This is a genomic window from Paracoccus indicus, from assembly GCF_003056335.1.
GTDB lineage: Bacteria > Pseudomonadota > Alphaproteobacteria > Rhodobacterales > Rhodobacteraceae > Paracoccus > Paracoccus indicus.
Genome location: NZ_PYWA01000001.1, coordinates 425,216 through 448,670, shown reverse-complemented (window position 1 = coordinate 448,670; position 23,455 = coordinate 425,216). Strand labels below are relative to the sequence as shown.

At 65.7% G+C, this 23,455-nt stretch carries 20 protein-coding genes; 9 read left to right on the top strand and 11 right to left on the bottom strand.

All coding sequences use genetic code 11. The features are described from left to right. Positions 1 to 38 precede the first annotated feature (38 nt). Positions 39 to 1,262, bottom strand: coding sequence for a UbiH/UbiF/VisC/COQ6 family ubiquinone biosynthesis hydroxylase (locus DDE75_RS02255; protein WP_108500739.1), 1,224 nt, complete (start codon positions 1,260 to 1,262; stop codon positions 39 to 41). Then, positions 1,246 to 2,142 (bottom strand): SDR family oxidoreductase, encoded by an 897-nt coding sequence (locus DDE75_RS02250; protein WP_108500898.1) that lies wholly within the window; start codon positions 2,140 to 2,142, stop codon positions 1,246 to 1,248. The genes DDE75_RS02255 and DDE75_RS02250 overlap by 17 nt, the downstream gene beginning before the upstream one ends. Before the next feature lie 97 nt (positions 2,143 to 2,239). On the opposite strand from DDE75_RS02250, the gene DDE75_RS02245 reads away from it, so the two are divergent. The 3 genes from DDE75_RS02245 (at position 2,240) to DDE75_RS02235 (ending at position 5,173) form a co-directional block, all read left to right on the top strand. Further along, positions 2,240 to 3,724, top strand: a complete 1,485-nt coding sequence (locus tag DDE75_RS02245) for an AMP nucleosidase (RefSeq protein WP_108500738.1) — start codon at positions 2,240 to 2,242, stop codon at positions 3,722 to 3,724. A 138-nt stretch (positions 3,725 to 3,862) separates the two neighbouring features. Next, positions 3,863 to 4,162, top strand: a complete 300-nt coding sequence (locus DDE75_RS02240; RefSeq protein WP_072296707.1) for an HU family DNA-binding protein — start codon at positions 3,863 to 3,865, stop codon at positions 4,160 to 4,162. A gap of 120 nt (positions 4,163 to 4,282) precedes the next feature. Next, the gene (locus tag DDE75_RS02235; protein WP_108500737.1) at positions 4,283 to 5,173 is read left to right on the top strand and encodes a DMT family transporter; all 891 of its coding nucleotides are present in this window, start codon (positions 4,283 to 4,285) and stop codon (positions 5,171 to 5,173) included. Here DDE75_RS02235 and DDE75_RS02230 read toward each other — a convergent pair. Next, the gene (locus tag DDE75_RS02230) at positions 5,170 to 6,558 is read right to left on the bottom strand and encodes an aminotransferase class V-fold PLP-dependent enzyme (protein WP_108500736.1); all 1,389 of its coding nucleotides are present in this window, start codon (positions 6,556 to 6,558) and stop codon (positions 5,170 to 5,172) included. The genes DDE75_RS02235 and DDE75_RS02230 overlap by 4 nt on opposite strands. Before the next feature lie 91 nt (positions 6,559 to 6,649). On the opposite strand from DDE75_RS02230, the gene DDE75_RS02225 reads away from it, so the two are divergent. Genes DDE75_RS02225 through pdeM form a run of 5 tightly spaced genes read left to right on the top strand, consistent with a single transcriptional unit; the run spans position 6,650 to position 12,730 of the window. Further along, complete coding sequence (locus DDE75_RS02225) at positions 6,650 to 7,126, top strand: Lrp/AsnC family transcriptional regulator (protein ID WP_108500735.1); 477 nt, start codon at positions 6,650 to 6,652, stop codon at positions 7,124 to 7,126. A gap of 30 nt (positions 7,127 to 7,156) precedes the next feature. Then, entirely contained in the window at positions 7,157 to 8,149 is a 993-nt protein-coding gene (locus DDE75_RS02220) for a ligase-associated DNA damage response exonuclease (RefSeq protein ID WP_108500734.1), read from the top strand. Then, positions 8,146 to 9,696 (top strand): cisplatin damage response ATP-dependent DNA ligase, encoded by a 1,551-nt coding sequence (locus tag DDE75_RS02215; RefSeq protein ID WP_108500733.1) that lies wholly within the window; start codon positions 8,146 to 8,148, stop codon positions 9,694 to 9,696. Before DDE75_RS02220 ends, DDE75_RS02215 begins: the two co-directional genes overlap by 4 nt. Next, positions 9,693 to 12,068: a ligase-associated DNA damage response DEXH box helicase gene (locus DDE75_RS02210; RefSeq protein ID WP_108500732.1), complete on the top strand. Its 2,376-nt coding sequence runs from the start codon at positions 9,693 to 9,695 to the stop codon at positions 12,066 to 12,068. The genes DDE75_RS02215 and DDE75_RS02210 overlap by 4 nt, the downstream gene beginning before the upstream one ends. Then, a complete protein-coding gene (pdeM, locus tag DDE75_RS02205; protein WP_108500731.1) occupies positions 12,065 to 12,730 on the top strand; it encodes a ligase-associated DNA damage response endonuclease PdeM in 666 nt (221 codons plus the stop codon). Before DDE75_RS02210 ends, pdeM begins: the two co-directional genes overlap by 4 nt. 54 nt (positions 12,731 to 12,784) lie before the next feature. Here the strand turns inward: pdeM and DDE75_RS02200 are convergent, their stop codons facing one another. The 8 genes from DDE75_RS02200 to mutM form a co-directional block, all read right to left on the bottom strand. Then, complete coding sequence (locus DDE75_RS02200) at positions 12,785 to 13,528, bottom strand: outer membrane protein (protein ID WP_162798873.1); 744 nt, start codon at positions 13,526 to 13,528, stop codon at positions 12,785 to 12,787. Positions 13,529 to 13,704: 176 nt separating this feature from the next. Next, complete coding sequence (gene gyrB, locus DDE75_RS02195; protein WP_108500729.1) at positions 13,705 to 16,143, bottom strand: DNA topoisomerase (ATP-hydrolyzing) subunit B; 2,439 nt, start codon at positions 16,141 to 16,143, stop codon at positions 13,705 to 13,707. A gap of 127 nt (positions 16,144 to 16,270) precedes the next feature. Further along, positions 16,271 to 17,347: a DNA replication/repair protein RecF gene (gene recF, locus DDE75_RS02190; protein ID WP_108500728.1), complete on the bottom strand. Its 1,077-nt coding sequence runs from the start codon at positions 17,345 to 17,347 to the stop codon at positions 16,271 to 16,273. Next, positions 17,344 to 18,462 (bottom strand): DNA polymerase III subunit beta, encoded by a 1,119-nt coding sequence (gene dnaN, locus DDE75_RS02185; protein ID WP_108500727.1) that lies wholly within the window; start codon positions 18,460 to 18,462, stop codon positions 17,344 to 17,346. The genes recF and dnaN overlap by 4 nt, the downstream gene beginning before the upstream one ends. A gap of 99 nt (positions 18,463 to 18,561) precedes the next feature. Next, positions 18,562 to 19,926 (bottom strand): chromosomal replication initiator protein DnaA, encoded by a 1,365-nt coding sequence (dnaA, locus tag DDE75_RS02180; protein WP_170310909.1) that lies wholly within the window; start codon positions 19,924 to 19,926, stop codon positions 18,562 to 18,564. A gap of 562 nt (positions 19,927 to 20,488) precedes the next feature. Continuing rightward, on the bottom strand, positions 20,489 to 20,758 hold the full coding sequence (gene rpsT, locus DDE75_RS02175) for a 30S ribosomal protein S20 (RefSeq protein WP_072296695.1): 270 nt from the start codon (positions 20,756 to 20,758) through the stop codon (positions 20,489 to 20,491). Positions 20,759 to 20,912: 154 nt separating this feature from the next. Continuing rightward, on the bottom strand, positions 20,913 to 21,689 hold the full coding sequence (locus DDE75_RS02170) for an enoyl-CoA hydratase (protein ID WP_108500726.1): 777 nt from the start codon (positions 21,687 to 21,689) through the stop codon (positions 20,913 to 20,915). 70 nt (positions 21,690 to 21,759) lie between these two features. Further along, positions 21,760 to 22,605: a bifunctional DNA-formamidopyrimidine glycosylase/DNA-(apurinic or apyrimidinic site) lyase gene (gene mutM, locus DDE75_RS02165; protein ID WP_108500896.1), complete on the bottom strand. Its 846-nt coding sequence runs from the start codon at positions 22,603 to 22,605 to the stop codon at positions 21,760 to 21,762. Positions 22,606 to 22,706: 101 nt separating this feature from the next. On the opposite strand from mutM, the gene ubiE reads away from it, so the two are divergent. Continuing rightward, complete coding sequence (gene ubiE / locus DDE75_RS02160) at positions 22,707 to 23,453, top strand: bifunctional demethylmenaquinone methyltransferase/2-methoxy-6-polyprenyl-1,4-benzoquinol methylase UbiE (RefSeq protein ID WP_108500725.1); 747 nt, start codon at positions 22,707 to 22,709, stop codon at positions 23,451 to 23,453. The last annotated feature ends 2 nt before the right edge of the window (positions 23,454 to 23,455 follow it).

Genomic DNA, 23,455 nt, shown 5'->3' with positions numbered 1-23,455 from the left:
CGGCAAGGCTATCGCGCGAAACGGGCCTTGGGGAAAGCCTAAAGCGGGCGTCCGGTCAGCAGGCGCGGCATCGGATCGACTGACAGTCCCGCCGCCTGCCGCATGAAGCCGCGACGCAGCACGGGCATCGCCGTGACGACCCCCATGCCAAGGCCCCTGACGGCGGAGACTACGGGATTGTCGGTCGCGAACAGCCTGTTGACGCTGTCCATGCCAAGCGCCAGCGCCGTGGCGTCGAAGCGCCGCCAGGATTGATACCGCTGCAGGACCAGTTCCGATCCGATATCCTCGCCCCGCCGGGTGGCCTCGACCAGCACCTGCGCAAGGGCCGCCACATCGCGCAGGCCGAGGTTCAACCCCTGACCGGCGATGGGATGCACCCCATGCGCCGCATCCCCCACCAGCGCCACCCGCGCCACCGCATAGCGGTCGGCCAGCGACAGGCTGAGCGGATAGGAGAACCTTGCCCCCGCCAAGCTGATGTCGCCAAGGAAATCGCCGAAGCGCGGGCGCAGGACGTTCAGGAAATCGGCGTCGTCCAGCTGCAGGATCGCCTGTGCGTTGGCCTGCGTCTCGGACCAAACGACGCTGCTGCGGTTGCCGGGCAGGGGCAGGATCGCCAGGGGGCCGGTGGCCATGAAGTATTGCTGGGCGATGCCTTCGTGCGGCAGATCGTGGTCAAGTGCCGCGACCAGCGCCGTCTGGCCGTAATCCCAGCCCCGACGCGTGATGCCCGCGCGTTTCGCCACGCCCGATCCGCGCCCGTCGGCGCCGACCAGCATCCGCGCGCGCATCTGCCGTCCATCCGAGAGGGTCACGGTGACGCCCGCCTGATCGACCTGCTGATCGGTGACGGCAAGGCCGGGAAGATGGGTGACGGACCCCTGCATCGCGCCCAACAGCGCCTTGTAGAGAAAGCGATCCTCCAGCATGTGGCCGACGGGGCCTTCCTCGGTCTCGGCGCTGTCGAAGTGCAGGAAGAAGGGGGCGGCGCCCTCGCCGGCACGGCCCTGCGATGCCTTGACCTGCCGGATCGGCTGGCTGTCGGCGGCCAGCCCCTCCCACAGCCCAAGCGCCTTCAGCAACCGCTGCGACGAGACCGCCAGCGCATAGGCACGCCCGTCGAAGGTGTCGCCCGCGCGGTCCTGGGCGGGGCGGGGGTCCACGACGGCGACCGACAGGCCCGCCTGCGACAGGGCCAGGGCCAGCGCGGGGCCGTTCAGCCCGCCTCCGGCAATCAGGACATCATGCATCTTGGTCATGGGGCGATCCTTGGTTGGACGGACGGGGCGCGGTTTCCGCTTGCAGCAGGGCGGCCAACCCGCTGCGATAATCGGGATAGAGCAGGCGCACACCCAACTGCGTCTTGATCCGGTCGTTCCGCACGCGCTTGCTGTCGGCATAGAAGGACCGCGCCATGGGCGACATGTCGGCCTGATCGAAGGGCACGGCGGGGGGCAGGGGCGCGCCCAGCAGATGGGCCGCATGGGCGATCACATCCTGCGGGGGCGCCGGATCGTCATCGCAGAGGTTGAAGACATCGCCCACCTCCGGCTGCCGGATCGAGGCCAACAGCACCTGTGCGATATCCTCGACGTGAATGCGCGAGAACACCTGCCCGGGCTTGATCACGCGGCGCGCGGTTCCGTCCAGCACCTTCTTGAAGGGGCCGCGGCCGGGGCCATAGATGCCCGCCAGCCGGAAGATGCGCAGCGGCAGGTCGTGGGCGCGCGCCAACGCCTGCCAGTCGGCCTCGGCGCGGATGCGGGCCTGGCCGCGGGGGCCGGAGCCGTCCAACTCGCTGTCCTCATCGACCCAACCGCCGTTGCGGTCGCCATAGACGCCAGTGGTGGACAGGTATCCCAGCCAGCGCGGTCGTGCGGCGGCGATTTCATCGCGGAAATCCGCCAGCACCGGATCGCCCCCGTCGTCCGGCGCCGCCGAGACAAGGATCGCATCCGCCCGCGCGATGGCATCCGTCAGCGGGCCGCGCGGCCCGGGCCACAGCAGCGGCCGCGCACCCGCCGCCGCGACCCGTGCCGTATCGCCGCGCGTGGTGCCCGTGACATTCCAGCCATTCGCCCGCAGCAGGGGCGTCAGATGGCTGGCCGAATAGCCGTGACCGAAAACAAGCATTTCCATGACGCTATCGTAACCTTGCCATTCGGGCAGCGCCAGACGCTTGCCTGTCGCAGGCGGTGCTGGCAGGCTTTGTGCAATCACAAGGACATAAAGCACCATGACAACGGATTCCCGCTTCCTGCCCGTCGAGAGCCCCGAAACGCCCGCCCGCCGCGAATTCACCGATGCGACCGAGGCCGTGGCCTGGCTGCGCAGCCTCTATGATCAGGCGACCGACTTCCTGCTGGGCAATTTCACGCGCATCCTGGAAGGCGATCAGCCGACGGCGCGTTATCGCGCCTTCTATCCGGAAGTCCGCCTGACGGTGCCGACCCATACCAAGACCGATTCCCGCCTGTCCTTCGGCCATGTCGTCCAGCCCGGCAGCTATGCCGCGACGATCACCCGCCCGGACCTGTTCCAGAACTATCTGATCGAGCAGATCGGCCTGTTGATGCGCAACCACGGGGTTCCGGTGCGGATCGGCTTGTCGGACACGCCGATGCCGGTGCATTTCGCCGTCGCCTCGAAAAGCGATCTGGCGGTGCCGCAGGAAGGGGTGCTGGCGTTCTCGCTGCGCGATGTCTTCGACGTGCCGGACCTGAACAGCATGAACGACGACATCGTGAACGGCATGGCGGTGCCCCAGCCCGACGGCACGCAATACCTGGCGCCCTTCACCGCGCAGCGTATCGATTATTCGCTGGCCCGCCTGGCGCATTACACCGCCACCGCGGCCGAGCATTTCCAGAACTTCGTGCTGTTCACGAACTATCAGTTCTATGTCGACGAATTCGAGGCCTATGCCCGCCGCGTGCTGGCCGATCCGGATGCGGGCTATACTGGTTTCGTCGCGCCCGGAAATCAGGAAATCACCACGGCGGACGGGGTGCTGACACCGCTGTCCAAGATGCCGCAGATGCCGACCTATCACCTGAAACGCGCGGACGGGCAGGGGATCACGCTGGTCAACATCGGGGTGGGGCCTTCGAACGCCAAGACGGCCACCGACCATATCGCGGTGCTACGCCCCCATGCATGGCTGATGGTCGGCCACTGTGCGGGGCTGCGCAACAGCCAGTCCCTGGGCGATTTCGTCCTGGCCCATGCCTATCTGCGCGAGGATCACGTCCTGGACGACGACCTGCCGGTCTGGGTGCCGATTCCCGCCCTGGCCGAGGTTCAGGTCGCCCTGCAGGAAGCCGTGGCCGAGGTGACCCGCCTGGAAGGATACGAATTGAAGCGCATCATGCGCACCGGCACCGTCGCCACCATCGACAACCGCAACTGGGAATTGCGCGATCATTCCGGTCCCGTCCACCGGCTGTCGCTGTCGCGGGCCGTGGCGCTGGACATGGAAAGCGCCACCATCGCGGCCAATGGTTTCCGCTTCCGCGTGCCCTATGGCACGCTCTTGTGCGTCAGCGACAAGCCCTTGCACGGTGAACTGAAATTGCCGGGCATGGCCACCGACTTCTATCGCACGCAGGTCGCCAACCACCTGCTGGTCGGCATCCGCGCGATGGAAAAGCTGCGGGGCATGCCGCTGGAGAAGATCCATTCGCGCAAACTCCGCTCATTCAGCGAGACGGCCTTCCTGTAAGGCGGCCTTCGAACGCAGGTTTCCGCAGGTCGGGCGAAAAAGGCTTGAACTGCTCGTCAAAACCGTGTGTAGCAGGCGATATGCCGCAAAAGGCGCAATATTTGGGCCCCGTCGGAACAGGGCAAGAGGAGACAGACCATGACTACGGCTGCTGCAAAACCGATGACCAAAACCCAGCTGGTGGCGACGCTCGCCGAGGAAATGGGTTCGGACAAGAAGTCGGCTTCGGCCGCACTGGATGCGATCGTCGCGATCGTGACGCGCGAAGTCGCCGGCGGTGGCGCCGTGACCCTGCCGGGCATCGGCAAGATCGCCTGCCGCGCCCGCCCCGAGCGTCAGGTGCGTAACCCGCAGACCCAGGAAATGATGACCAAGCCTGCCGACAAGCAGGTCAAGGTGACCATCGCCAAGGCCCTGAAGGACAGCGTCAACAGCTGATCCTTTGACCGCAAGCCGGTCGGAAAGGGGTCGCACCTTCGGGGGCGGCCCCTTTTCCTTTGGTCAATGCCGAACCTCTCTGTTAGCCATTCTGCATGATGTGAAGAAAACGGGGCTGGAATGGACTTCAAGGCATTGGCGATGGGCCTGGGTTTCGCGGTGATGTGGGCCTCGGCCTTCACCACCACCCGAATGATCGTGACCGAGGCCCCGCCGCTGACCGCCCTGTCCCTGCGGTTTGCCCTGTCGGGCGTTCTGGGCATCGTGATCGCATGGGCCATGGGCCAGTCCTGGCGCGGCCTGACCCGGCCCCAATGGCGCGCTGTCATCATCTTGGGGTTGTGCCAGAACGCGCTTTACCTGGGGCTGAACTGGATCGCGATGCAGGCGATCGAGGCCAGTCTTGCCTCGATCATCGCCGCCACCATGCCGCTGATGGTCGCTTTCCTCGGCTGGACCCTCATGGGCGAACGCCTGCGCCGCCTTGGCGTTGCGGGGCTTGCGCTTGGCGTGGTGGGCGTGGCCATCATCATGGGCGCGCGTCTGCAGGGGGGCAGCGATCCGACCGGTATCGCCATGTGCTTTGCCGCGGCCTTGGCGCTGGCGGTCGCAACCCTCACCGTGCGGGGGGCCAGTTCGGGCGGCAATGTCATGATGATCGTGGGCCTGCAGATGCTGGTCGGGGCGGTGACGCTTGGCGTGATCGCGCCCTTCTTCGAAAGCTGGGACATCACCCTGACCCCGCGGCTGATCGGAGCTTTCCTCTATACCGTCGTGGTGCCGGGCATCGGGGCGACCTGGGTCTGGTTTCTGCTGGTCAGCCGCATCGGCGCCGTCCGTGCCGCGACCTTCCACTTCCTGACGCCCTTCTTTGGCGTGTCGCTGGCAGCACTGCTTCTGGGGGAAAACCTGGGCGCGGGCGATGTGATCGGCGTGGCCATCATCATGGTCGGCATCCTGGCCGTCCAACTGTCCAAGGCCCCGCCGGTCAAGCGCCCGCCCCTCAGCTAGGCCGCACGAGGGGTAAAGATCGCCGTCGCAGGATCGCCCTGATAATGCGCCAGATGCGCAGGCGCTTCTGCGGCAAGGCGCGTCATGGCATCCAGGATCGCGTCGATCTCGGCCTTGGGCGCCGCCCAGCAGAGGTTCAGGCGAACGAAGCCCGGCTTTTCGATCTCGCGCCCCGACAGGATCGCGCTGCGCATGGCCCGTGATTCTGCCGCCCCGATCCCCAGCAGGTGGTGGACATAGGGCCCCGCGCAGGCACAGCCGCCGCGCGCCTGCACCCCGAACAGATCCGACAGCATCCGCGTCGCCAGCTGCTGGTGCACCAGCCCGCCCGCGCCATCGCCCAGCCTGAAGGCCAGGATCGGCAGCCGTGCAATGTCGTCACGCCCCAGCATCTGCAGCCCCGCCACGCCGCGTAGGGCGGCCGCCTTTGCCAGCCAGCGACGATGCCTTTCGTCGATCCAATCCTGGCCGACGTGATCCTTCAGCGCAAAGACCAGCCCTGCACGGATATCGCCCACGACATTGGGGGTGCCGGCCTCCTCGCGGGCCTCGACCTGCGTGGCATAGTCATGGCCCGCCTCGCTGACGAATTTCACCGTGCCGCCGCCGGGCAGGCTGGGGCGGTCCGACATCATGGCATCGCGGCGCAGGATCATCACCCCCGAGGCCCCCGGCCCCCCCAGGAACTTGTGCGGAGAGGCGACCACCGCATCCATCCCCAGCCCCATGTCGATCGGCAGATAGGGTGCGCCACCGGCATAGTCCCAGACCATCGCGGCCCCCGCCGCCTTGACCACGGCGGTGATGCCCGTCACGTCGCTGATGGCGCCCGTAACGTTGGATGCCGCCGACATCGCCACGATCCGCCGCCCCCTGCCGCGCAGGGCATTCTGCAACGCCTCCATGTCGGGTCCGCCCGCCGCGCCCTCGGGCAGTTGGACGACCGTGGCGCCGCTTTCCCGCCACGGCAGGATGTTCGAGTGATGCTCGTAGGGGCCGATGATGACAGTCACGCCCGGTCCTGCCTGCAGCAGATGCACCAGCCGGTTGATCCCCGCCGTGGCCCCCGATCCGGTGAAGACGACCGCATGATCCGCGCCCCCGCCGACGCAGGACAGGATCTGCGCCCGCGCCGCGCGGCGCATGCGGGTCATCACGCCGCCGCAATGGCTCGCCTCGGTATGGCTGTTGGCATACCACGGCAGCACATGCTCCATGACAGCCCGTTCCACCTGCCGCAGCGCCCGCCCCGAGGCGACGTAATCGGCATAGATCATCCGACGCGGTCCGAACGGCCCGTCGATGACCGCATCCGCGCCGATGATGTCGCGGTGCAGATCCTCGGCACGTCCCAGGCTTGCGCGAAAACTGTCGAAGATATCCATGTCGTCCCTCGTTTGGTTGCAGGCAGGGTGACACGACATGATGCAGAATGTGACTTCTCGGTTGAACAAATACCCCTATACTGCGGGTCAAATGAACGAACAGACCCATCAGATCGACGAAATCGACAACCGCATTCTCTCGGCCCTGCAACAGGACGGCACCCTGTCGCAACGCGATCTGGCCGAGCGGATCGGCCTGTCGCAGAACGCCTGCTGGCGACGACTTCAGAAACTGACTGCGGCCGGCATGCTTCAGGGCAACCGCGCGGTGATCGATGCTGCCCGTGTCGGATTGCACCTGACCGTCTTCGTGATGATCCGCACCCGCCACCATGACGATGCCTGGGCCGCCCGCTTCCGCGCCCGCGTCGAATCCATCCCCGAGATCACCGAGTTTCACCGCATCGGCGGCGAATGGGATTACATGGCCAAGCTGGTGACGACCTCGATGTCGGGTTACGACCGCTGCTACAAGGCTTTGATCCGCGACATGGATCTGGAACGCGTTACCGGCGTTTTCTCGATGGAGACGATCTTCACGGCCCGCCCGCTGCGCCTGCCGCGTTGATTTTCGCGAAACACTCGCCATCTGGATGACATGCGCGCCGATCAGATCCTGCACCCGACCGAGGCCGGGCTCTATTGCCCGCCGGGGGATTTTCATATCGACCCGATCCGCCCGGTCCCCCGCGCGCTGATCACCCACGGCCACGGCGATCACGCCCGCGCGGGTCACGGTGCGGTCATGGCCACCCGCCAGACGCTCGAGATCATGGCCATCCGCTATGGTGCCGATTTCACTGAAACCCGCCAAGTGGCCGAGGGCCCGATCCGCGTAGGCGACACCACCGTCAGCTTCCATCCCGCCGGGCATATCCTGGGTTCGGCGCAGATCGCGGTGCAGCCGGACAAGGGCCCCAAGATCGTCGTTTCGGGCGATTACTGCCGCCGCCCCAACCTCGTCTGCGCGCCCTATGAACCCGTCCCCTGCGACATCTTTGTGACCGAGGCGACCTTCGGCCTGCCGGTCTTTCGCCACCCCGACCCGCTGCAGGAAATGGCTCGCCTTCGCGCCAGCATGGCCGAATTCCCCGAACGCCAGCACCTGATCGGGGCCTATGCGCTTGGCAAGGCGCAGCGGGTGATCTCTCTGGCGCGTCAGGCCGGGATCGACGGTCCCATCGCCATCCACGGCGCCTTGCAGCGGCTCTGCGATTACCATGTCGAACAGGGTATCGATCTGGGCGAGCTGATCCCCGCCACCGCCGCCGATGTGCCTGCGCAGCTGGTCATCGCGCCGCCCTCGGCCTTTGCCAGCGCATGGGTGCAGCGGTTCCGCGACCCCGTCATCGGTTTCGCATCGGGCTGGATGCAGGTCCGCGCCCGCGCCCGTCAGCGCGGGGTCGAGCTGCCCTTGGTCATCAGCGACCATGTCGATTGGCCACAGGTCACGCAGACCATCCGCGAGCTGGCCCCATCCGAGGTCTGGATCACCCATGGCAACGAGGACGGGTTGATGCGCTGGTGCCAATTGCACCAGATCGCCGCCCGCCCCCTGCGGCTGGTCGGATACGAGGACGAACCCGAATGAAGGCCTTCGCCAATCTTCTGGAACGTCTGGCCTTCACCGCCGCCCGGAATGCCAAGCTGCGCATCCTGCGTCACTACCTGGAACAGACGCCGGACCCGGATCGCGGCTTTGCGCTGGCCGCCCTGACCGGTGATCTGAAGCTGCGCGCCGTGACGCCCAAGCTGCTGCGCGGGCTGATGGCCGAGCGGGTGGACGAACAGCTGTTCGCGCTGTCCTATGATTTCGTGGGCGATCTGGCCGAGACCATTGCCCTGATTTGGGACGGTGATCAGGACGACGACGTCCCTCTGCGCGATGCGGTGGCGCTGCTGTCAGATACGGGACGCGCGGGACTGCCTGCCGCCATCAGCGCCATGCTTGACCGCTTGGGCCCCTCGGAACGGCTGGCCTTCCTGAAGCTGGCCACCGGCAATATGCGCGTGGGGCTGTCCGCCCGCATGGCCCGCATGGCACTGGCCGAGATGGGCGACCCGCAGGTCAAGGACCTGGAGGAGATCTGGCACGGCCTGACGCCCCCCTATCAGCCGCTGTTCGACTGGATCGCTGGCGGGGCGCGGCCCGAACATGCGGCCAAGGCGCCCTTCCGGCCCGTGATGCTGTCCACCCCCGTCGATCTGGACCAGCTGCGCGCACTGGACCCCGCCGACCATGTCGCCGAATGGAAATGGGACGGCATCCGCGTGCAGGCGGTCAATGATGACGGGGTGCGCCGCCTGTATTCCCGCACCGGCGAGGATATCAGCGGATCCTTCCCCGACGTGATCGAGGCGCTGAACTTCGACGGCGCGGTCGATGGCGAACTGCTGGTCCGGCGTGGGGCCAATGTGGCGCCCTTCGGCGATCTGCAAAAGCGCCTTGGCCGAAAGGTCGTGGGCAAGGCAATGCTGGAGAGCCATCCGGCGGGGCTGCGCGTCTATGACCTGATGATCTGGCAGGGCCGCGACCTGCGCGACATGCCGCATCAGGACCGCCGCGCCATCCTGCAACAGGCCGATTTCGGCAGCGACAGGATCGACGTCTCACCCCTGCTGGATTTCGCCACATGGGACGACCTTGCCGCCCTGCGCGCCGATCCGCCCAGCATCGTGATCGAGGGGGTGATGATCAAGCGCCGCGACAGCGCCTATGTCGGCGGTCGCCCACGTGGGCCATGGTTCAAGTGGAAGCGCGACCCGATGGTGATCGACGCGGTGATGCTCTATGCTCAACGCGGGCACGGCAAGCGGTCGGGCTTCTACAGCGATTTCACCTTCGGCCTGTGGGATGGCGACGTGCTGGTGCCGGTCGGCAAGGCCTATTTCGGCTTCACCGACGAGGAACTGCGCGAGCTGGACCGCGTCGTCCGCAACAACACCACCGAACGCTTCGGCCCCGTCCGCTCGGTCGCGCCCAAGCTGGTCCTGGAGGTCGCGTTCGAGGGGCTGAATGCCTCCGCCCGCCACAAATCCGGCGTTGCCATGCGCTTTCCGCGCATCAGCCGCATAAGGTGGGACAAGCCCGCCCCCGAGGCCGACCGGTTGGAGACCCTGAAAGCCATGATCCCGTGACACTGCCCCCGCGCTTTCAGGACTGGTTCACCCGTCAGGGTTGGCAGCCGCATCCCCACCAGATCGCGCTGTTGCAGGCCAAGGGCGATACGCTGCTGATCGCACCGACGGGGGGCGGCAAGACGCTGGCCGGTTTCCTGCCGACGCTGGTCGAACTGGCCGAACCGCATGAGGGGATGCACACGCTTTACGTCTCGCCCCTGAAGGCGCTGACCGCCGATATTGCCCGCAACCTGTCCCGCCCCGTGGCCGATCTGGGCCTCGATATCCGGATCGAGGATCGCACCGGGGACACCCGCGCCAGCCAGCGCGCGCGCCAAAAGGTCGATCCGCCCGACGTGCTGCTGACGACGCCCGAATCGCTGGCGCTGATGCTGTCCTATGAGCAGGCGCCCCGCATCTTCGGCGGGCTGCGCCGGGTGGTGCTGGACGAGTTGCACGCGCTGGCGGAAAACAAGCGCGGCGATCAGTTGATGCTGTGCTTGGCGCGTCTGAAGGCGCTGGCCCCCGATGTCACTGTCACGGGCCTGTCGGCGACGGTCGAGGATCCGCAAAGGCTGGCCGATTTCATGGGCGGCGGGCAGGTCATCAATGCCGATCCCGGCCCCGATCCCGACATCGCGATGCTGCCGACGTCGCAACCCGCGCCTTGGGCTGGCGGCGGGGGGCATTACGCGGTCCGTGACGTGTTGGCACAGGTGAAACAGGCCACCACGACCATCATCTTCATCAACACTCGCGCCCAGGCCGAGTTGTTCTTTCAGGCCATCTGGGCCGCCAATGACGACAACCTGCCCATCGGGCTGCACCACGGCAGCCTGTCGCGCGAGGCCCGCCAGCGGGTCGAAGCCGCCATGGCCGCCGGTGAATTGCGCGCGGTCGTGGCGACCGGCAGCCTGGATCTGGGCATCGATTGGGGCGCGGTCGATCTGGTCATCCAAGTGGGCGCGCCCAAGAACGTCAAGCGCCTGGTCCAACGGATCGGGCGGGCCAACCACCGCTACAACGCGCCAAGCCGCGCACGCATCGTGCCCGCCAACCGCTTCGAGGTGATCGAATGCACCGCCGCCCTGCAGGCCGTGCGCGAACGCGATCTGGACGGCGACCCGCGCGGTCCCGGCCCGCTGGACGTCCTTTGCCAGCATATCCTGCTGACGGCTTGCGCAGGCCCCTTCGATCCCGACGACCTGTTCCGCGAGGTGCGCAAGGCTGGTCCCTATCGCCACCTGACGCAGGAGGATTTCGACGCCTGCCTGGATTTTGCGGCGACCGGCGGCTATGCCCTGCGCGCCTATGACCGATGGCAGCGGCTGATGCTGCGCGACGGGCTGTGGCGGCTGCGCGACCCCCGTGCCGCCCGCGATCTGCGCATGAACATCGGCACCATCGTCGAGGCCGAGATGCTGAAGGTCCGTTTTCGCGGTCGCGGCGGCGCCCCCTTGGGCGAGGTCGAGGAAAGTTTCGCCGCGACGCTGGAAACCGGCGACACCTTCCTGATCGGCGGGCAGACCGTCCGCTATGACGGGCTGCGCGACATGGTGGTCGAGGTGACGAAGCAGCCCACCCGTGAACCCAAGATCGCGGTCTTCTCGGGGCTGAAGATGGCGACCTCGACCCAGCTGTCGCATCGGGTGCAGGCGCTGATCGGCGACCCCACGCATCACAATACGCTGCCTGCCGATACCGCCGAATGGCTGGCGCTGCAGGCCAATGTCAGCACCCTGCCGCGCCCCGGCGTGCTGGTCAGCGAAAGTTTCCCGCATCAGGGGCGCTGGCACCTGGCGGTCTATGGCTTTGCCGGTCGCAACGCGCTGCAGACGCTTGGCCTTCTGATGACCCGCGTGATGGAGGAGGTGGGCCTTGCCCCCCTTGGTTTTTTGGCCACCGATTACGCCCTGCTGATCTGGTCGCTGGACCCCGTCACCGACCCCGCACCGCTGCTGGACCGCGATGCCCTGCGCGAAGGTCTGGGCGACTGGCTGGGGCGCAATGCGGTGATGAAGCGCAGCTTCCGCAATGTCGCGACCATCGCGGGGCTGATCCAGCGCAATCTTCCGGGGCAGCGCAAATCGGGTCGGCAGGCGACGTTTTCCAGCGATATACTTTACGACACGCTGCGCCGCTATGATCCCGACCACCTGATGCTGCGCATCACCGCCGACGAGGCGCGGCGCGGTCTGGTCGATTTCGACCGCATCGAGGAAATGTTGGCCCGCACCCTTCGCCTTGATCACCGCATGCTGGATCGCGTATCCCCCCTTGCGGCCCCCCTGATGCTGGAAAAGGGGCGCGTTCCGATCGCGGGGCAGGGTCGTGAACGCCTGGCCGAGGCTGAAGCCGAGGCCCTGATGGCAGAGGCAGGGTTGACGTGACACCACATGATTTCACCTTCGACGGGCACGGCCTTCAGGCACGGGCCTCGGGGGCGCTGTTCTGGCCGGAACGTCGCTGGCTGGTCGTGGCCGATCTGCACCTGGGGAAATCCGAACGTATGGCGCGGCGCGGCGGATCGCTGTTGCCGCCCTATGAAACGCAGGCGACGCTGGATCGCCTTGGGGCCGAGATTGCCGCAACGGACCCTGTGACGGTGATCAGCCTTGGCGACGGTTTCGATGACGATGCAGCCGGAATGGCATTGCCCGATACCGTCTGTCACGCCCTTCAGGCCATGGCGCAGGGACGGGATTGGATCTGGGTCAGTGGCAACCACGATCCGGGCGCATTGAACCCGAAACTGCCGGGGCAGGTGGCGGTGGAATTGTCCGACGGGCTGACCTTCCGTCACGAGGCGGGGCGGGGGCCGGATGTTTCGGGGCATTTCCACCCCTGCCTGCGTCTGGCCGGACAACGGCTGCGCTGCTTCCTGAAGGGAAGCGATCACCTGATCCTGCCCGCCTTCGGGGCCTATACCGGCGGGCTGGCCGTCGATGATCCGGTGCTGCGGCGGCTGGTGCCGCAGGGGTTGGCCATCGCCTGCGCCCATCGCGCGATCCCGGTGCCCGTCGGAGCAGCCAAGACACGCAGGCGGGCATGAAAAAGGGTCGGCGCGCGTGATGCGTGCCGGCCCTTGTTTCGCGATCCCTTCGGATCAGAAACGATAGTTCACGCCAAGGCGGATGTTGCTGTGTGCGGTCGTCGGCTTGGTTTCCGCCACATCGCCGTTGTCATCGGTGAAGCGGGCGGTTTCCTTGCTCAGGTCGCGGTACTGGTAGGATGCGAAGACCGACATCTTGTCGTTGATCTTGCGCTCGACGCCCAGACCTGCGGCAACGCCGGTGGCGGTGTAGCCATCGGAATACTTCATGCCGTCGACCGACAGGTTGTAGTCGAAATCACCATGGGCCACGCCGAAGGTGCCATAGACCAGCGTCCCGGGCATGACCTCGTAGCCGGTCTTCATGACCAGCGTGACCAGGTAGTTCATCTCGGATTCGGCGGTGGCGGCGGTGCCGAAGGGCATGATGTCGATTTCATGGTCGACGCTGCCGGCTTCGATGCCCAGTTCGGGGCCATAGACCCATTTGTCGCGCTGCCAGCGATAGCCTGCGTGGATCCCTGCCGAGACACCTTCGAGGTTGGCATCGCCCAGATCGGTGTCGCGTGCGACCGACTCGCCATCCTCGAGGATCTCGATGCCGATTTCGTCGTCGGCGCCAAAGGTGTAGTTCAGCGAACCACCGACATAGGCACCGGCCCAATCGCTGGCGACGGGGGCAGGCTCCATCATGATGGGCTCGGCCTCGACCACGGGGGCCACGGCGCCGCCGGCATGCGAAGCCCCGGCAATCAGGATCAAGGCGGTGGAGGTCGCGAACATTGACTTGAGATTCATGGTTAACTCCTGAAACTGCGGGATGCCGTTTGCGGGCTTCGTCAGCGAAATATTGCCCACCATCTACTACGAAAGCATGCTTTCAGGCAAACCAAACCGCATGGACACGCCCGACATGGCACCAATGGGGTGCGTCGAGCGTGCCAAATTCGCAACAAGAAGATGTCCGCGAAAGCTCAGGTATCCAGGTTTTCAACGTTCAGGGCGTTCTGCTGGATGAATTCGCGGCGCGGTTCGACCACATCGCCCATCAGCTTGGTGAACAGATCCTCGGCCTCGGCCACATCCTCGATTCGCACCTGCAGCATGGTGCGGGCAACCGGATCCAGCGTGGTTTCCCAAAGCTGTTCGGGGTTCATTTCGCCCAGACCCTTGTAGCGCTGCAGCGACAGGCCCTTTTCCCCTTCCAGGAAGACGGCCTGCAACAGGCCGAGCGGGCCATAGATCGGTTGGTCGCGGTCCTTGCGGATCAGATGCGCGGGCTTGGCATAGATGTCCTGCAGGGCTTGGGTCATCTCGCCCAAGCGGCGGCTTTCGCCACTGCGCAGCATCTGGCCGTCCAGCGTGCGGCTTTCCTCGACCCCGCGCAGGGTGCGGATCAGGCTGATGCCGGCGTCCTGCGTCGGGCGACCCTGCCAGCCGCGTTCGTATTCCTCGGCGATCAGGTCCAGCCGTGCGCTGATGTCATCGGCAACGCCCTGCGGATCCTCGTCGATGCGACCCGGGCGCAAGGCCCCGGCGATGGCCGCCTGTTCGGTGATATGCGGCGGGTAATGCGTCGGATAGAGCCGAAGGATGCGACGCGCCATGCGGGCTTCCTCGACCACGCGGGCCAGATCGTTGCCGGTGATCTCTTCGCCCGAGGCAAGCCGCAGGGTGGCGCCCTCGACCCCTTGCTGGATCAGGTAATCCTCCAGCGCGGCTTCGTTCTTCAGATAGACCTCGGACCGGCCGCGGCCGACCTTGTAGAGCGGCGGCTGCGCGATATAGAGGTGCCCGCCCTCGATCAGCTCGGGCATCTGGCGGAAGAAGAAGGTCAGCAGCAGCGTGCGGATATGCGCGCCGTCGACATCGGCGTCGGTCATGATGACAATCTTGTGGTAGCGCAGCTTCTTCAGGCTGAATTCATCGCGCCCGATCCCGGTCCCTAGCGCGGTGATCAGCGTGCCGATCTGGTCGCTGGACAGCATCCGGTCGAAACGCGCGCGTTCGACGTTCAGGATCTTGCCGCGCAGAGGCAGCACGGCCTGGTTCTGACGCGCACGTCCCTGCTTGGCCGAACCGCCCGCCGAGTCACCCTCGACGATGAAGAGTTCCGACAGCGAAGGGTCTTTTTCCTGACAGTCGGCCAGCTTGCCCGGCAGGGATGCGACATCCATCGCCGTCTTGCGCCGCGTCAACTCGCGCGCCTTGCGGGCGGCTTCGCGGGCCAAGGCGGCCTCGATGATCTTGCCGACGATCTGGCGGGCCTCAGCCGGGTTCTCCTCGAACCACTCGGCCAGCTTCTCGCCGACCAGCCCCTCGACCGCCGGACGCACCTCGGACGACACCAGCTTGTCCTTGGTCTGGCTGGAAAATTTCGGATCGGGCACCTTCACGGACAGCACGCAGGTCAGGCCTTCACGGGCGTCGTCGCCGGTGAAATCGACTTTCTCTTTCTTGGCGATGCCACTGTCCTGGGCGTATTTGCCGATGACGCGGGTCAGGGCGCCGCGGAAGCCCGCCATATGCGTGCCGCCGTCGCGCTGCGGGATGTTGTTGGTGAAAGGCAGCACCGTTTCGTGATAGCTGTCGTTCCACCACATCGCGACCTCGACGCCGATGCCGTTCTTCTCGCCGGTCATGAAGATCGGCTCGGGCATGACCGAGGTCTTGGAGCGGTCGAGGTATTTCACGAATTCACGGACGCCGCCGTCATAGTAAAGCTCGGTCTTCTGGACCTCGGCGTGGCGTTCGTCTTCCAAGATGATGCGCACGCCGCTGTTCAGGAAGGCCAGTTCGCGCAGGCGGTTTTCCAGCGTCTTGAAGGAGTATTCGAGGTTGCTGAACGTGCCCTCGGGGTCGTTGACCTTGGAGGAGGCCAGGAAGCGCACCTCGGTCCCCTTTTCGCCGGGCTGGGCGTCGCCGACCTCGCGCAGGGGCTCGACGGTGTCGCCATGGGCGAAGCGGACGTAATATTCCTTGCCGTTGCGCCAGATGCGCAGCTCCAGCCAGTCCGACAGCGCGTTCACGACCGAGACGCCCACGCCATGCAAGCCGCCCGAGACCTTGTAGCTGTTCTGGTCGAACTTGCCGCCCGCATGCAGCTGGGTCATGATGACCTCGGCGGCGCTGACCCCTTCGGATTGGTGCATGTCGACCGGAATGCCGCGTCCGTTGTCGCGCACGCTGACGCTGCTGTCGGCATGGATCTTGACGCGGACGAAGTCGGCGTGACCAGCCAACGCTTCGTCGATGCCGTTGTCCACGACCTCATAGACCATGTGGTGCAGGCCGGACCCGTCGTCCGTATCGCCGATATACATGCCGGGGCGTTTGCGCACGGCCTCCAGTCCCTTGAGAACCTTGATGGAATCGGCGCCGTATTCGGCAGGCTGAGAGGCGGTGTCGGTCATGCGTCGGGCTTCCTGTTCACTATGCTTCGATATAGCCCTTCGGGGTGGCAAAGTCACGGCTTTGACAGGGTTTTTCCCCGTCATGGGCGGGTTTTCTGCCCTTGCGTGGCCAAAGGGGCGGGGCCGGTCACGAAAGGGGCGTCACTTCGGACCTACCGCCGTGTTTTTCGACCGCCAAGTGGCGGGCGTCATCGCCGAAATCCGCGAAAAGTTCAGGCCCCGTGCCGGTCAGCAGGCTCTGGGCGGGCAGGTCGCGGATCAGGTCGTAAAGGGCCGCGCGGCGGTCGCCGTCCAGATGGGCCGCGACCTCGTCCAGCAGCAGCAGAACCGGCTGGTCGGACAGGGCACGGGCATTGGCCATGATCAGCGACAAAAGCAGCGCCTTCTGTTCGCCGGTGGATGACAGCGCCGCGGGCATGTCCTGCGGCCCCCATGTCGCCCCCAGATCGGCGCGATGCGGCCCCGTCAGGCTGCGCCCGGCGGCCAGATCGCGCGGGCGCATCGCGGCCATGCGCGCGGCGATGCTGTCGGCGTCTGCATCATCGGCATGGCCTTCGCCCGGCAGAAGGGTCAGGGTCGCGGCGGGAAAGGCATCCGATGGCCCCTGCGCGGCCATGATGGCGGCCAGCGCGGCCTGGCGGTTGCGGGTCAGCGCCGCGCCCGCCTCGGCCATCTGCGCCTCGAGCGCGCGATACCATCCGGGGTCCGAAACCTGATCACGCAGCAGGCGGTTCCTTTCGCGCATGGCCTTGTCATAGGCCAAGGCCAGATCAGCATGATCGGGCATCAGCGACAGGGTCACGCGGTCCAGAAAGCGGCGGCGACCTTCGGGCGCCTCGGTCCACAGCCGGTCCATGGCGGGCACCAGCCAGATGACGCGCACCAGCCGCGCGAGGGCGGTTTGCGGGACGGGCTTGTCGTCCAAGGCGACGTTGCGGGTCTGGTCGGGCGGGGCCTGCGTGACGACCCGGTGGTCGCCCAGATCGGCGGCAATGCGCCAGCCTGCGTCCTTGCCCTGCCGCGCCTGTTCGGGCGCAGCCGATCCGCGCAGCCCGCGACCGGGGGCCAGCATGGACACGGCTTCCAGGATGTTGGTCTTGCCCGACCCGTTCGGTCCGAAGATTGCCACGGGGCGGGCGTCCAGTTCCAGGTCCAGCCGGGGCCAGGACCGGAACTGCGCCAAGGACAGACGGCTTAACGTCAAACGCGCATCGGCATGACGACATAGACGGCGCTGAGGTCGCTGCCCTCGCGGATCAGGGCCGCATCGCCCGAGCCGTTGAACAGGAAGACCGCATTGTCGCGATCGACTTGGTTGGCGATTTCCTGCAGGTACTTGGCGTTGAAGCCGATCTCCAGCGGATCGGCGTCATAGGCCACGACCAGCTCTTCCTCGGCGGCGCCGGAATCGGGCGCGTTGACCGAGAGGACCAGCTTGTCGGCATCCAGCGACAGCTTGACGGCGCGCGACCGTTCGCTGCTGACGGTGGCCACGCGGTCGACGGCGCGGGCGAAATCGGTGGCGTCCACCTCCAGCTTGCGGGTGTTGCCCTGCGGGATGACGCGGCTGTAGTCGGGGAAGGTCCCGTCGATCACCTTCGAGGTCAGGGTGATGGTGGTGGTGGCGAAGCGCACCTTCGTCTCGCTGACCGAAACCGAGATCTCGTCCTCATCCTCGTCCAGCAGCTTGCGCAATTCGCCGACGGTCTTGCGCGGCACGATGACGCCGGGCATGTCGTCTGCACCCGCGGGCAGGGGGGCGTCGATGCGCGCCAGGCGGTGGCCGTCGGTGGCCACGCAGCGCAGGACCGGGCCATCCTCGGACTTGGCGACATGCATGTAGACGCCGTTCAGGTAATAGCGCGTCTCTTCGGTCGAGATGGCGAATTTCGACTTGTCGAACAGGCGGCGCAGCACCTTCGCGGGCGCGGTGAAGGTGGCGCTGTATTCACTAGTCGCCATGACCGGGAAATCCTCGCGCGGCAGGGTCGCAAGGCTGAAGCTGGACCGCCCGGCCTGAACCGCCAGCCGGCCCGTCGCATCGTCCGAGCTGATCTGCACCAGCGCCCCGTCGGGCAGCTTGCGCGAGATCTCGTTCAGCATCACGGCGCTGACGGTCGTCGATCCGGGGCGTTCGACTTGGGCGGGCGAATGGTCCAGCACCTCGGTGTCCAGATCGGTCGCGCGGAAGCTGACGCCCTCGGGGGTCGCCTCGATCAGCACGTTGGCCAGGATCGGGATGGTGTTGCGGCGCTCGACGACGGATTGGGCCTGCGATACGGCCTTGACCAATACGGCGCGCTCGATCGAGAATTTCATAAGCTTCCCCTGTCATTCAGGCGCATCGGCCGGTTTGTCGGACCTGATGTGTAACCGCCCGCGCGGGCGGTCACAAGAATAACGTGAGGGGGTGGGCGCTTACGCCTCCAGCATCCGCTTGAGGACGGCGATGTCTTCGGACATGGCGCTGTCGTCGATGATCAGTTCCTCGATCTTGCGGACGCCGTGCATGATGGTGGTGTGATCGCGCCCGCCGAAACGGCGACCGATTTCCGGCAGCGACCGGCTGGTCAGCTGTTTCGACAGATACATCGCGATCTGACGGGGCCGGGCGACGTTGCGGGCGCGCTTCGGACCCATCATGTCGGCCAGGCGGATGTTGTAATGTTCGGCGACCTTGCGCTGGATGTCGTCGATGTTGATCTTGCGATCATTGGTGCGCAGGATGTCGGCCAGGCATTCCTGCGCCACTTCCAGCGTGATCTCGCGGCGCAGAAGGCTGGCATGCGCGAAGAGCCGCTGCAGCGCGCCTTCCAGCACGCGGACGTTGGTGGTGATGCGATGCGCCAGGAACTCCAGCACGCCCGCACCAATTTCCAGGTCCGGCTGCTGGGCGCGGAAGACGGCGGTCTTGGACTGCAGGATGCCCAAGCGCAGTTCATAGGTCGTCGGGTGCAGGTCCACGATCAAACCGCAGGACAGGCGCGACTTGATGCGTTCCTCGAGGCCCTTGATTTCGGCGGGGGCGCGGTCGGCGGAGATGACGATCTGCTTGCCCTGATCGACCAGCGCGTTGAACGTGTGGAAGAATTCCTCCTGCGTGCTGTCCTTGCCGGCGATGAACTGCACGTCGTCGACCATCAGCATGTTCACGTTCCGGAACATGCCCTTGAAGTCCATGATGGTGCTTTCGCGCAGCGCCTGCACGAAGCGATACATGAACTGCTCGGCCGAGAGATACAGCACCTGCGCGTTCGGGTGGCGCGTCTGATAGTCATGCGCGATGGCATGCATCAGGTGCGTCTTGCCCAGACCCACGCCGCCATAGAGGAACAGCGGATTGAAGCCCACGGGGCCGCCTTCGGACACGCGACGGGCGGCGGCATGGGCCAGCTCGTTCGGCTTGCCGACGACGAAATTCCCGAAGGTATAACGCGGGTCCAGCGGCGCGCCCAGATCGGCGCGGGGGGCGACGCGCGCCGTGGGGGCCTGGGCGGGAACATCGGCGGGGGCCGCAGCCTGCGCCGCGGGGCGTGCGGCAGCGCTGCCCACGTCGAAGCGCAGCCGCTCGACCGTTTCACCCGACCGGTTCAGGACCGCCATGATTTCCTTGGCAAAGTGACGGTTCACCCAATCCGAGATGAAGCGCGTTGGGCTGATGAACCGCGCGGCGCCTTCCTCGATCGAGGCAAGACGAAGCGGCTTGATCCAGTGGTTGTAGTTGTTCGGCCCAACGCTGCTTTCCAGTTCGGCGCATGCCTGACCCCAGATCTTGTCCATCATCTTCCGTTTCCCGTGCCTGTCCCCAAATCCCGCCGGGCGATCCGACGGGACAACGTTCACGCAGCCAGGGCCGTGACGCAGAAAAACAGGCATCCCCTGCGTCCGAAACCTTCGGTCGCGAGAAGGGCGCCAGCCCGTTTTTCCAGTTCACAGACACAGATCCCATGACAGCCGATGGCAGCCGACAGTCAGAAACCCGAGAGCAGAAGAAGGACGGTTGTCCCGACCTCGTCGCCCGGTCGATTTCATGGTCGGCATATGCCGGCCCCGAGGTTCGACCCGTCCCCCAAGCGACGTGAATCGCAAGGAGGAAATTAGCCTCAGCGCGACGAGGGCTGCAACCGAACTATGCGCTTGACAGCATCTTGGTGAAATCGAATCTGCGAGCCCTTTGACTCCAAAGGCAAAAAAACTGACAGCCTTGATATCAAAGGATTTTATTACATTATGCAGGTGCAGAAATGCAGATCGGGCGCAAAGCGAAGCTTGCACCCGATCGGTCGTTTCATGGGCCTATGATGGCCATATGTCTGGATAATCCGCGGCCCCGAAGGGCGGGGCATCAGGCCGTCTGCAGCGCCTTCACGCGGGCTGCCAAGCGGGACACTTTCCGCGATGCAGTATTCTTGTGCACGATGCCCTTGGTGACGCCGCGCATCAGTTCGGGCTGGGCGTTCTTGAGGGCTTCGCGGGCGGCGTCGACGTTGCCGCTGGCGATGGCTTCCTCGACCTTGCGCAGGTAGGTGCGGATGCGCGAACGGCGGGCTTTGTTGATGTCGGTGCGACGCTCGGTCTGGCGTGCGCGTTTCTTCGACTGGGGCGTATTGGCCATGGGTCTGAATCCTAACGGGTCGGTTGCATTTCGATTGCGCAAAAGCCCCATGGCGCCGCACCCCGGAAGGTACGGTCATGATTCTTGCCTAAGCGGGCCCACACGCATGTAAGGGTGGGCCTATAGGACATGGGGCGGAAAAAGAAAACCCTTTTCAGCGGTCGCGGAACTGGGCTTCGCGTTTTTCCAGGAAGGCGGCCATGCCTTCCTTCTGATCCTCGGTCGCAAACAGCGCATGGAAGGCGCGGCGTTCGAACAGCAGACCCTCGGCCAGGGTGGTCTCATAGGCGCGGTTGACCGATTCCTTGACCGTCTTGACCGCGACCTGGGATTTCTCGGCGATCTTGCGGGCGGCAGTCAGGGCCTCGGGAATCAGCTTGGGGGTGGGCACCACGCGGCTGACCAGCCCCGAACGCTCGGCCTCGGCGGCATCCATGAAGCGGCCGGTCAGGTTCATGTCCATGGCCTTGGACTTGCCGACGAATCGCGTCAGGCGCTGCGTGCCGCCGATGCCCGCGCAGACGCCCAGGTTGATCTCGGGCTGGCCGAACTTGGCGTTTTCGGCGCAGATGATGAAGTCGCAGACCATGGCCAGCTCGCAGCCGCCGCCCAGGGCATAGCCGCTGACGGCGGCGATGATCGGCTTGCGCACGCGGGTGATCTTTTCGATCTGGGCGCCGAAGAGGTCCTGTTCATAGACCTCGACGAAGGATTTCGTTGACATTTCCTTGATGTCGGCGCCTGCGGCGAAAGCCTTCTCGCTGCCGGTCAGGACGATGCAGCGCACCTTGTCGTTGCGGTCGGCCTCGGCCAAGGCGGAAGACAGCTCGTCCAGAAGCGTGGCATTCAGCGCGTTCAGCGCCTCGGGACGGTTCAGCCGGATCAGGGCGACCTCGTCCTCGATCTCCACGATGATGGTTTCAAAAGCCATGGGCTTGGACCTCGTTGCCAATTTGCATTGGCACAAGTCCTATCAGCTTGCCCGCCGGAAATCCAAGCGTTCAGCGCTGGCAGGCCGGGCAATAGAAACTGGACCGCCCCGACTGCACGATCCGGCGGATGGTGCCCGCGCATCCGTCCCGCAGACAGGGCTGGCCTTCGCGGTCATAGGTGCGGAAGCTGTGCTGGAAATAGCCCAGCTCGCCGCTGGCCTGACGGTGGTCGCGCAGGGACGAACCGCCCGCCGCGATGGCATCCGACAGGACGTCGCGGATATGACCGACCAGCGCCGCCAGCCGCGCCGCCCCGATCCGCCCCGAGGCGCGGCGCGGATCGATCCCCGCCCGCCACAGGGATTCGCTGACATAGATGTTGCCCAGGCCCGCCACGATGCGCTGATCCAGCAGCGCCTGCTTGATCGGCAGGCGACGGCCCGCCAGACGCGCAGCAAGGTATTCGGGGGTGAAGAGCGGATCGAAGGGTTCCGGCCCCAGGTGGTCCAGCAGGGGGTGCGATTCCCCCTCGCGGATCAGATCGACCATGCCGAAGCGGCGCGCGTCGTTGAAGGTGATGGTGGTGCCTGCATCCGTGGTCAGCACGACGTGATCGTGGCGCGCGATGATGCCCGGATCGCGGTGGAAACCGGCCAAGCCCGCCCCTTCGACCAGCATCCGGCCCGACATGCCCAGATGCCACAGCACGCTGCCGCCGCGGTCCAGATCGGCCAGCAGGTATTTCGACCGACGCCGCAATGCGGTCACGGTGGCGCCGGTCATCACCTGCACCAGGTCGGGCGGCATCGGCCAGCGCAGATCGGGGCGGCGGACCTCGGCGCGGGCGATGCGGGCACCCTCCAGATGGGGCAGCAGGCCACGGCGGACGGTCTCGACTTCGGGCAGTTCGGGCACGCAGGTTCCTTTCGTCGCATTGCACCCGTGGCGCATCGCGGTCATTGTGCCAGCGGCTGGCCGGACTTATCTGGCGATGGAACAGGTAAACGGCAAGCGTGATGACGGATTCAAAGACGACACATTTCGGTTTCCAGACCGTGGACGAAAACGCCAAGGCCGGAATGGTCCACGAGGTGTTTTCCAGCGTCGCGTCGAAATACGACGTGATGAACGATCTGATGAGCGTGGGCATCCACCGCATCTGGAAGACATCCTTGATGGATTGGCTGGCACCGCGCGACGGCCAGCACCTGCTGGACGTGGCGGGCGGCACGGGCGACGTGGCCTTCCGCTTTCTGGACCGCGCGCCGGGGGGGCGGGTGACGGTCTGCGACATGACCGAATCCATGCTGGTCGAGGGGCGCAAGCGTGCAGATGCCGTGGACAAGGCCGACCGCCTGTCCTGGGTCACGGGCGATGCCATGGCGCTGCCCTTCGCGGACGGCACCTTCGACCGCTATACGATCAGTTTCGGCATCCGCAACGTGACCCGCATCCCAGATGCCTTGGCCGAGGCGTATCGCGTGCTGAAGCCCGGCGGTCGCCTGATGGTGCTGGAATTCAGCCAGATCCCGGTGCCGGCGATGCAATGGGCCTATGACCGTTACAGCTTCAACGTCATCCCGGCGATGGGCAAGGCGGTGACGGGCGATCGTGACAGCTATCAATATCTGGTCGAATCGATCCGGCGCTTCCCCGATCAGGAAACCTTCGCCCAGATGATCCGCGACGCGGGCTTCGGGCGGGTGCAATACCGCAACCTTTCCATGGGCATCGCTGCCCTGCATTCCGGCTGGAAGTTGTAACC

Bases quoted from the DNA above. Each gene is read 5' to 3' on its own strand.
- DDE75_RS02255 (WP_108500739.1), bottom strand. From the start codon at position 1,262: ATGACCAAGATGCATGATGTCCTGATTGCCGGAGGCGGGCTGAACGGC.
- DDE75_RS02250 (WP_108500898.1), bottom strand. From the start codon at position 2,142: ATGGAAATGCTTGTTTTCGGTCACGGCTATTCGGCCAGCCATCTGACG.
- DDE75_RS02245 (WP_108500738.1), top strand. From the start codon at position 2,240: ATGACAACGGATTCCCGCTTCCTGCCCGTCGAGAGCCCCGAAACGCCC.
- DDE75_RS02240 (WP_072296707.1), top strand. From the start codon at position 3,863: ATGACTACGGCTGCTGCAAAACCGATGACCAAAACCCAGCTGGTGGCG.
- DDE75_RS02235 (WP_108500737.1), top strand. From the start codon at position 4,283: ATGGACTTCAAGGCATTGGCGATGGGCCTGGGTTTCGCGGTGATGTGG.
- DDE75_RS02230 (WP_108500736.1), bottom strand. From the start codon at position 6,558: ATGGATATCTTCGACAGTTTTCGCGCAAGCCTGGGACGTGCCGAGGAT.
- DDE75_RS02225 (WP_108500735.1), top strand. From the start codon at position 6,650: ATGAACGAACAGACCCATCAGATCGACGAAATCGACAACCGCATTCTC.
- DDE75_RS02220 (WP_108500734.1), top strand. From the start codon at position 7,157: ATGCGCGCCGATCAGATCCTGCACCCGACCGAGGCCGGGCTCTATTGC.
- DDE75_RS02215 (WP_108500733.1), top strand. From the start codon at position 8,146: ATGAAGGCCTTCGCCAATCTTCTGGAACGTCTGGCCTTCACCGCCGCC.
- DDE75_RS02200 (WP_162798873.1), bottom strand. From the start codon at position 13,528: ATGAATCTCAAGTCAATGTTCGCGACCTCCACCGCCTTGATCCTGATT.
- gyrB (WP_108500729.1), bottom strand. From the start codon at position 16,143: ATGACCGACACCGCCTCTCAGCCTGCCGAATACGGCGCCGATTCCATC.
- dnaN (WP_108500727.1), bottom strand. From the start codon at position 18,462: ATGAAATTCTCGATCGAGCGCGCCGTATTGGTCAAGGCCGTATCGCAG.
- dnaA (WP_170310909.1), bottom strand. From the start codon at position 19,926: ATGATGGACAAGATCTGGGGTCAGGCATGCGCCGAACTGGAAAGCAGC.
- rpsT (WP_072296695.1), bottom strand. From the start codon at position 20,758: ATGGCCAATACGCCCCAGTCGAAGAAACGCGCACGCCAGACCGAGCGT.
- DDE75_RS02170 (WP_108500726.1), bottom strand. From the start codon at position 21,689: ATGGCTTTTGAAACCATCATCGTGGAGATCGAGGACGAGGTCGCCCTG.
- ubiE (WP_108500725.1), top strand. From the start codon at position 22,707: ATGACGGATTCAAAGACGACACATTTCGGTTTCCAGACCGTGGACGAA.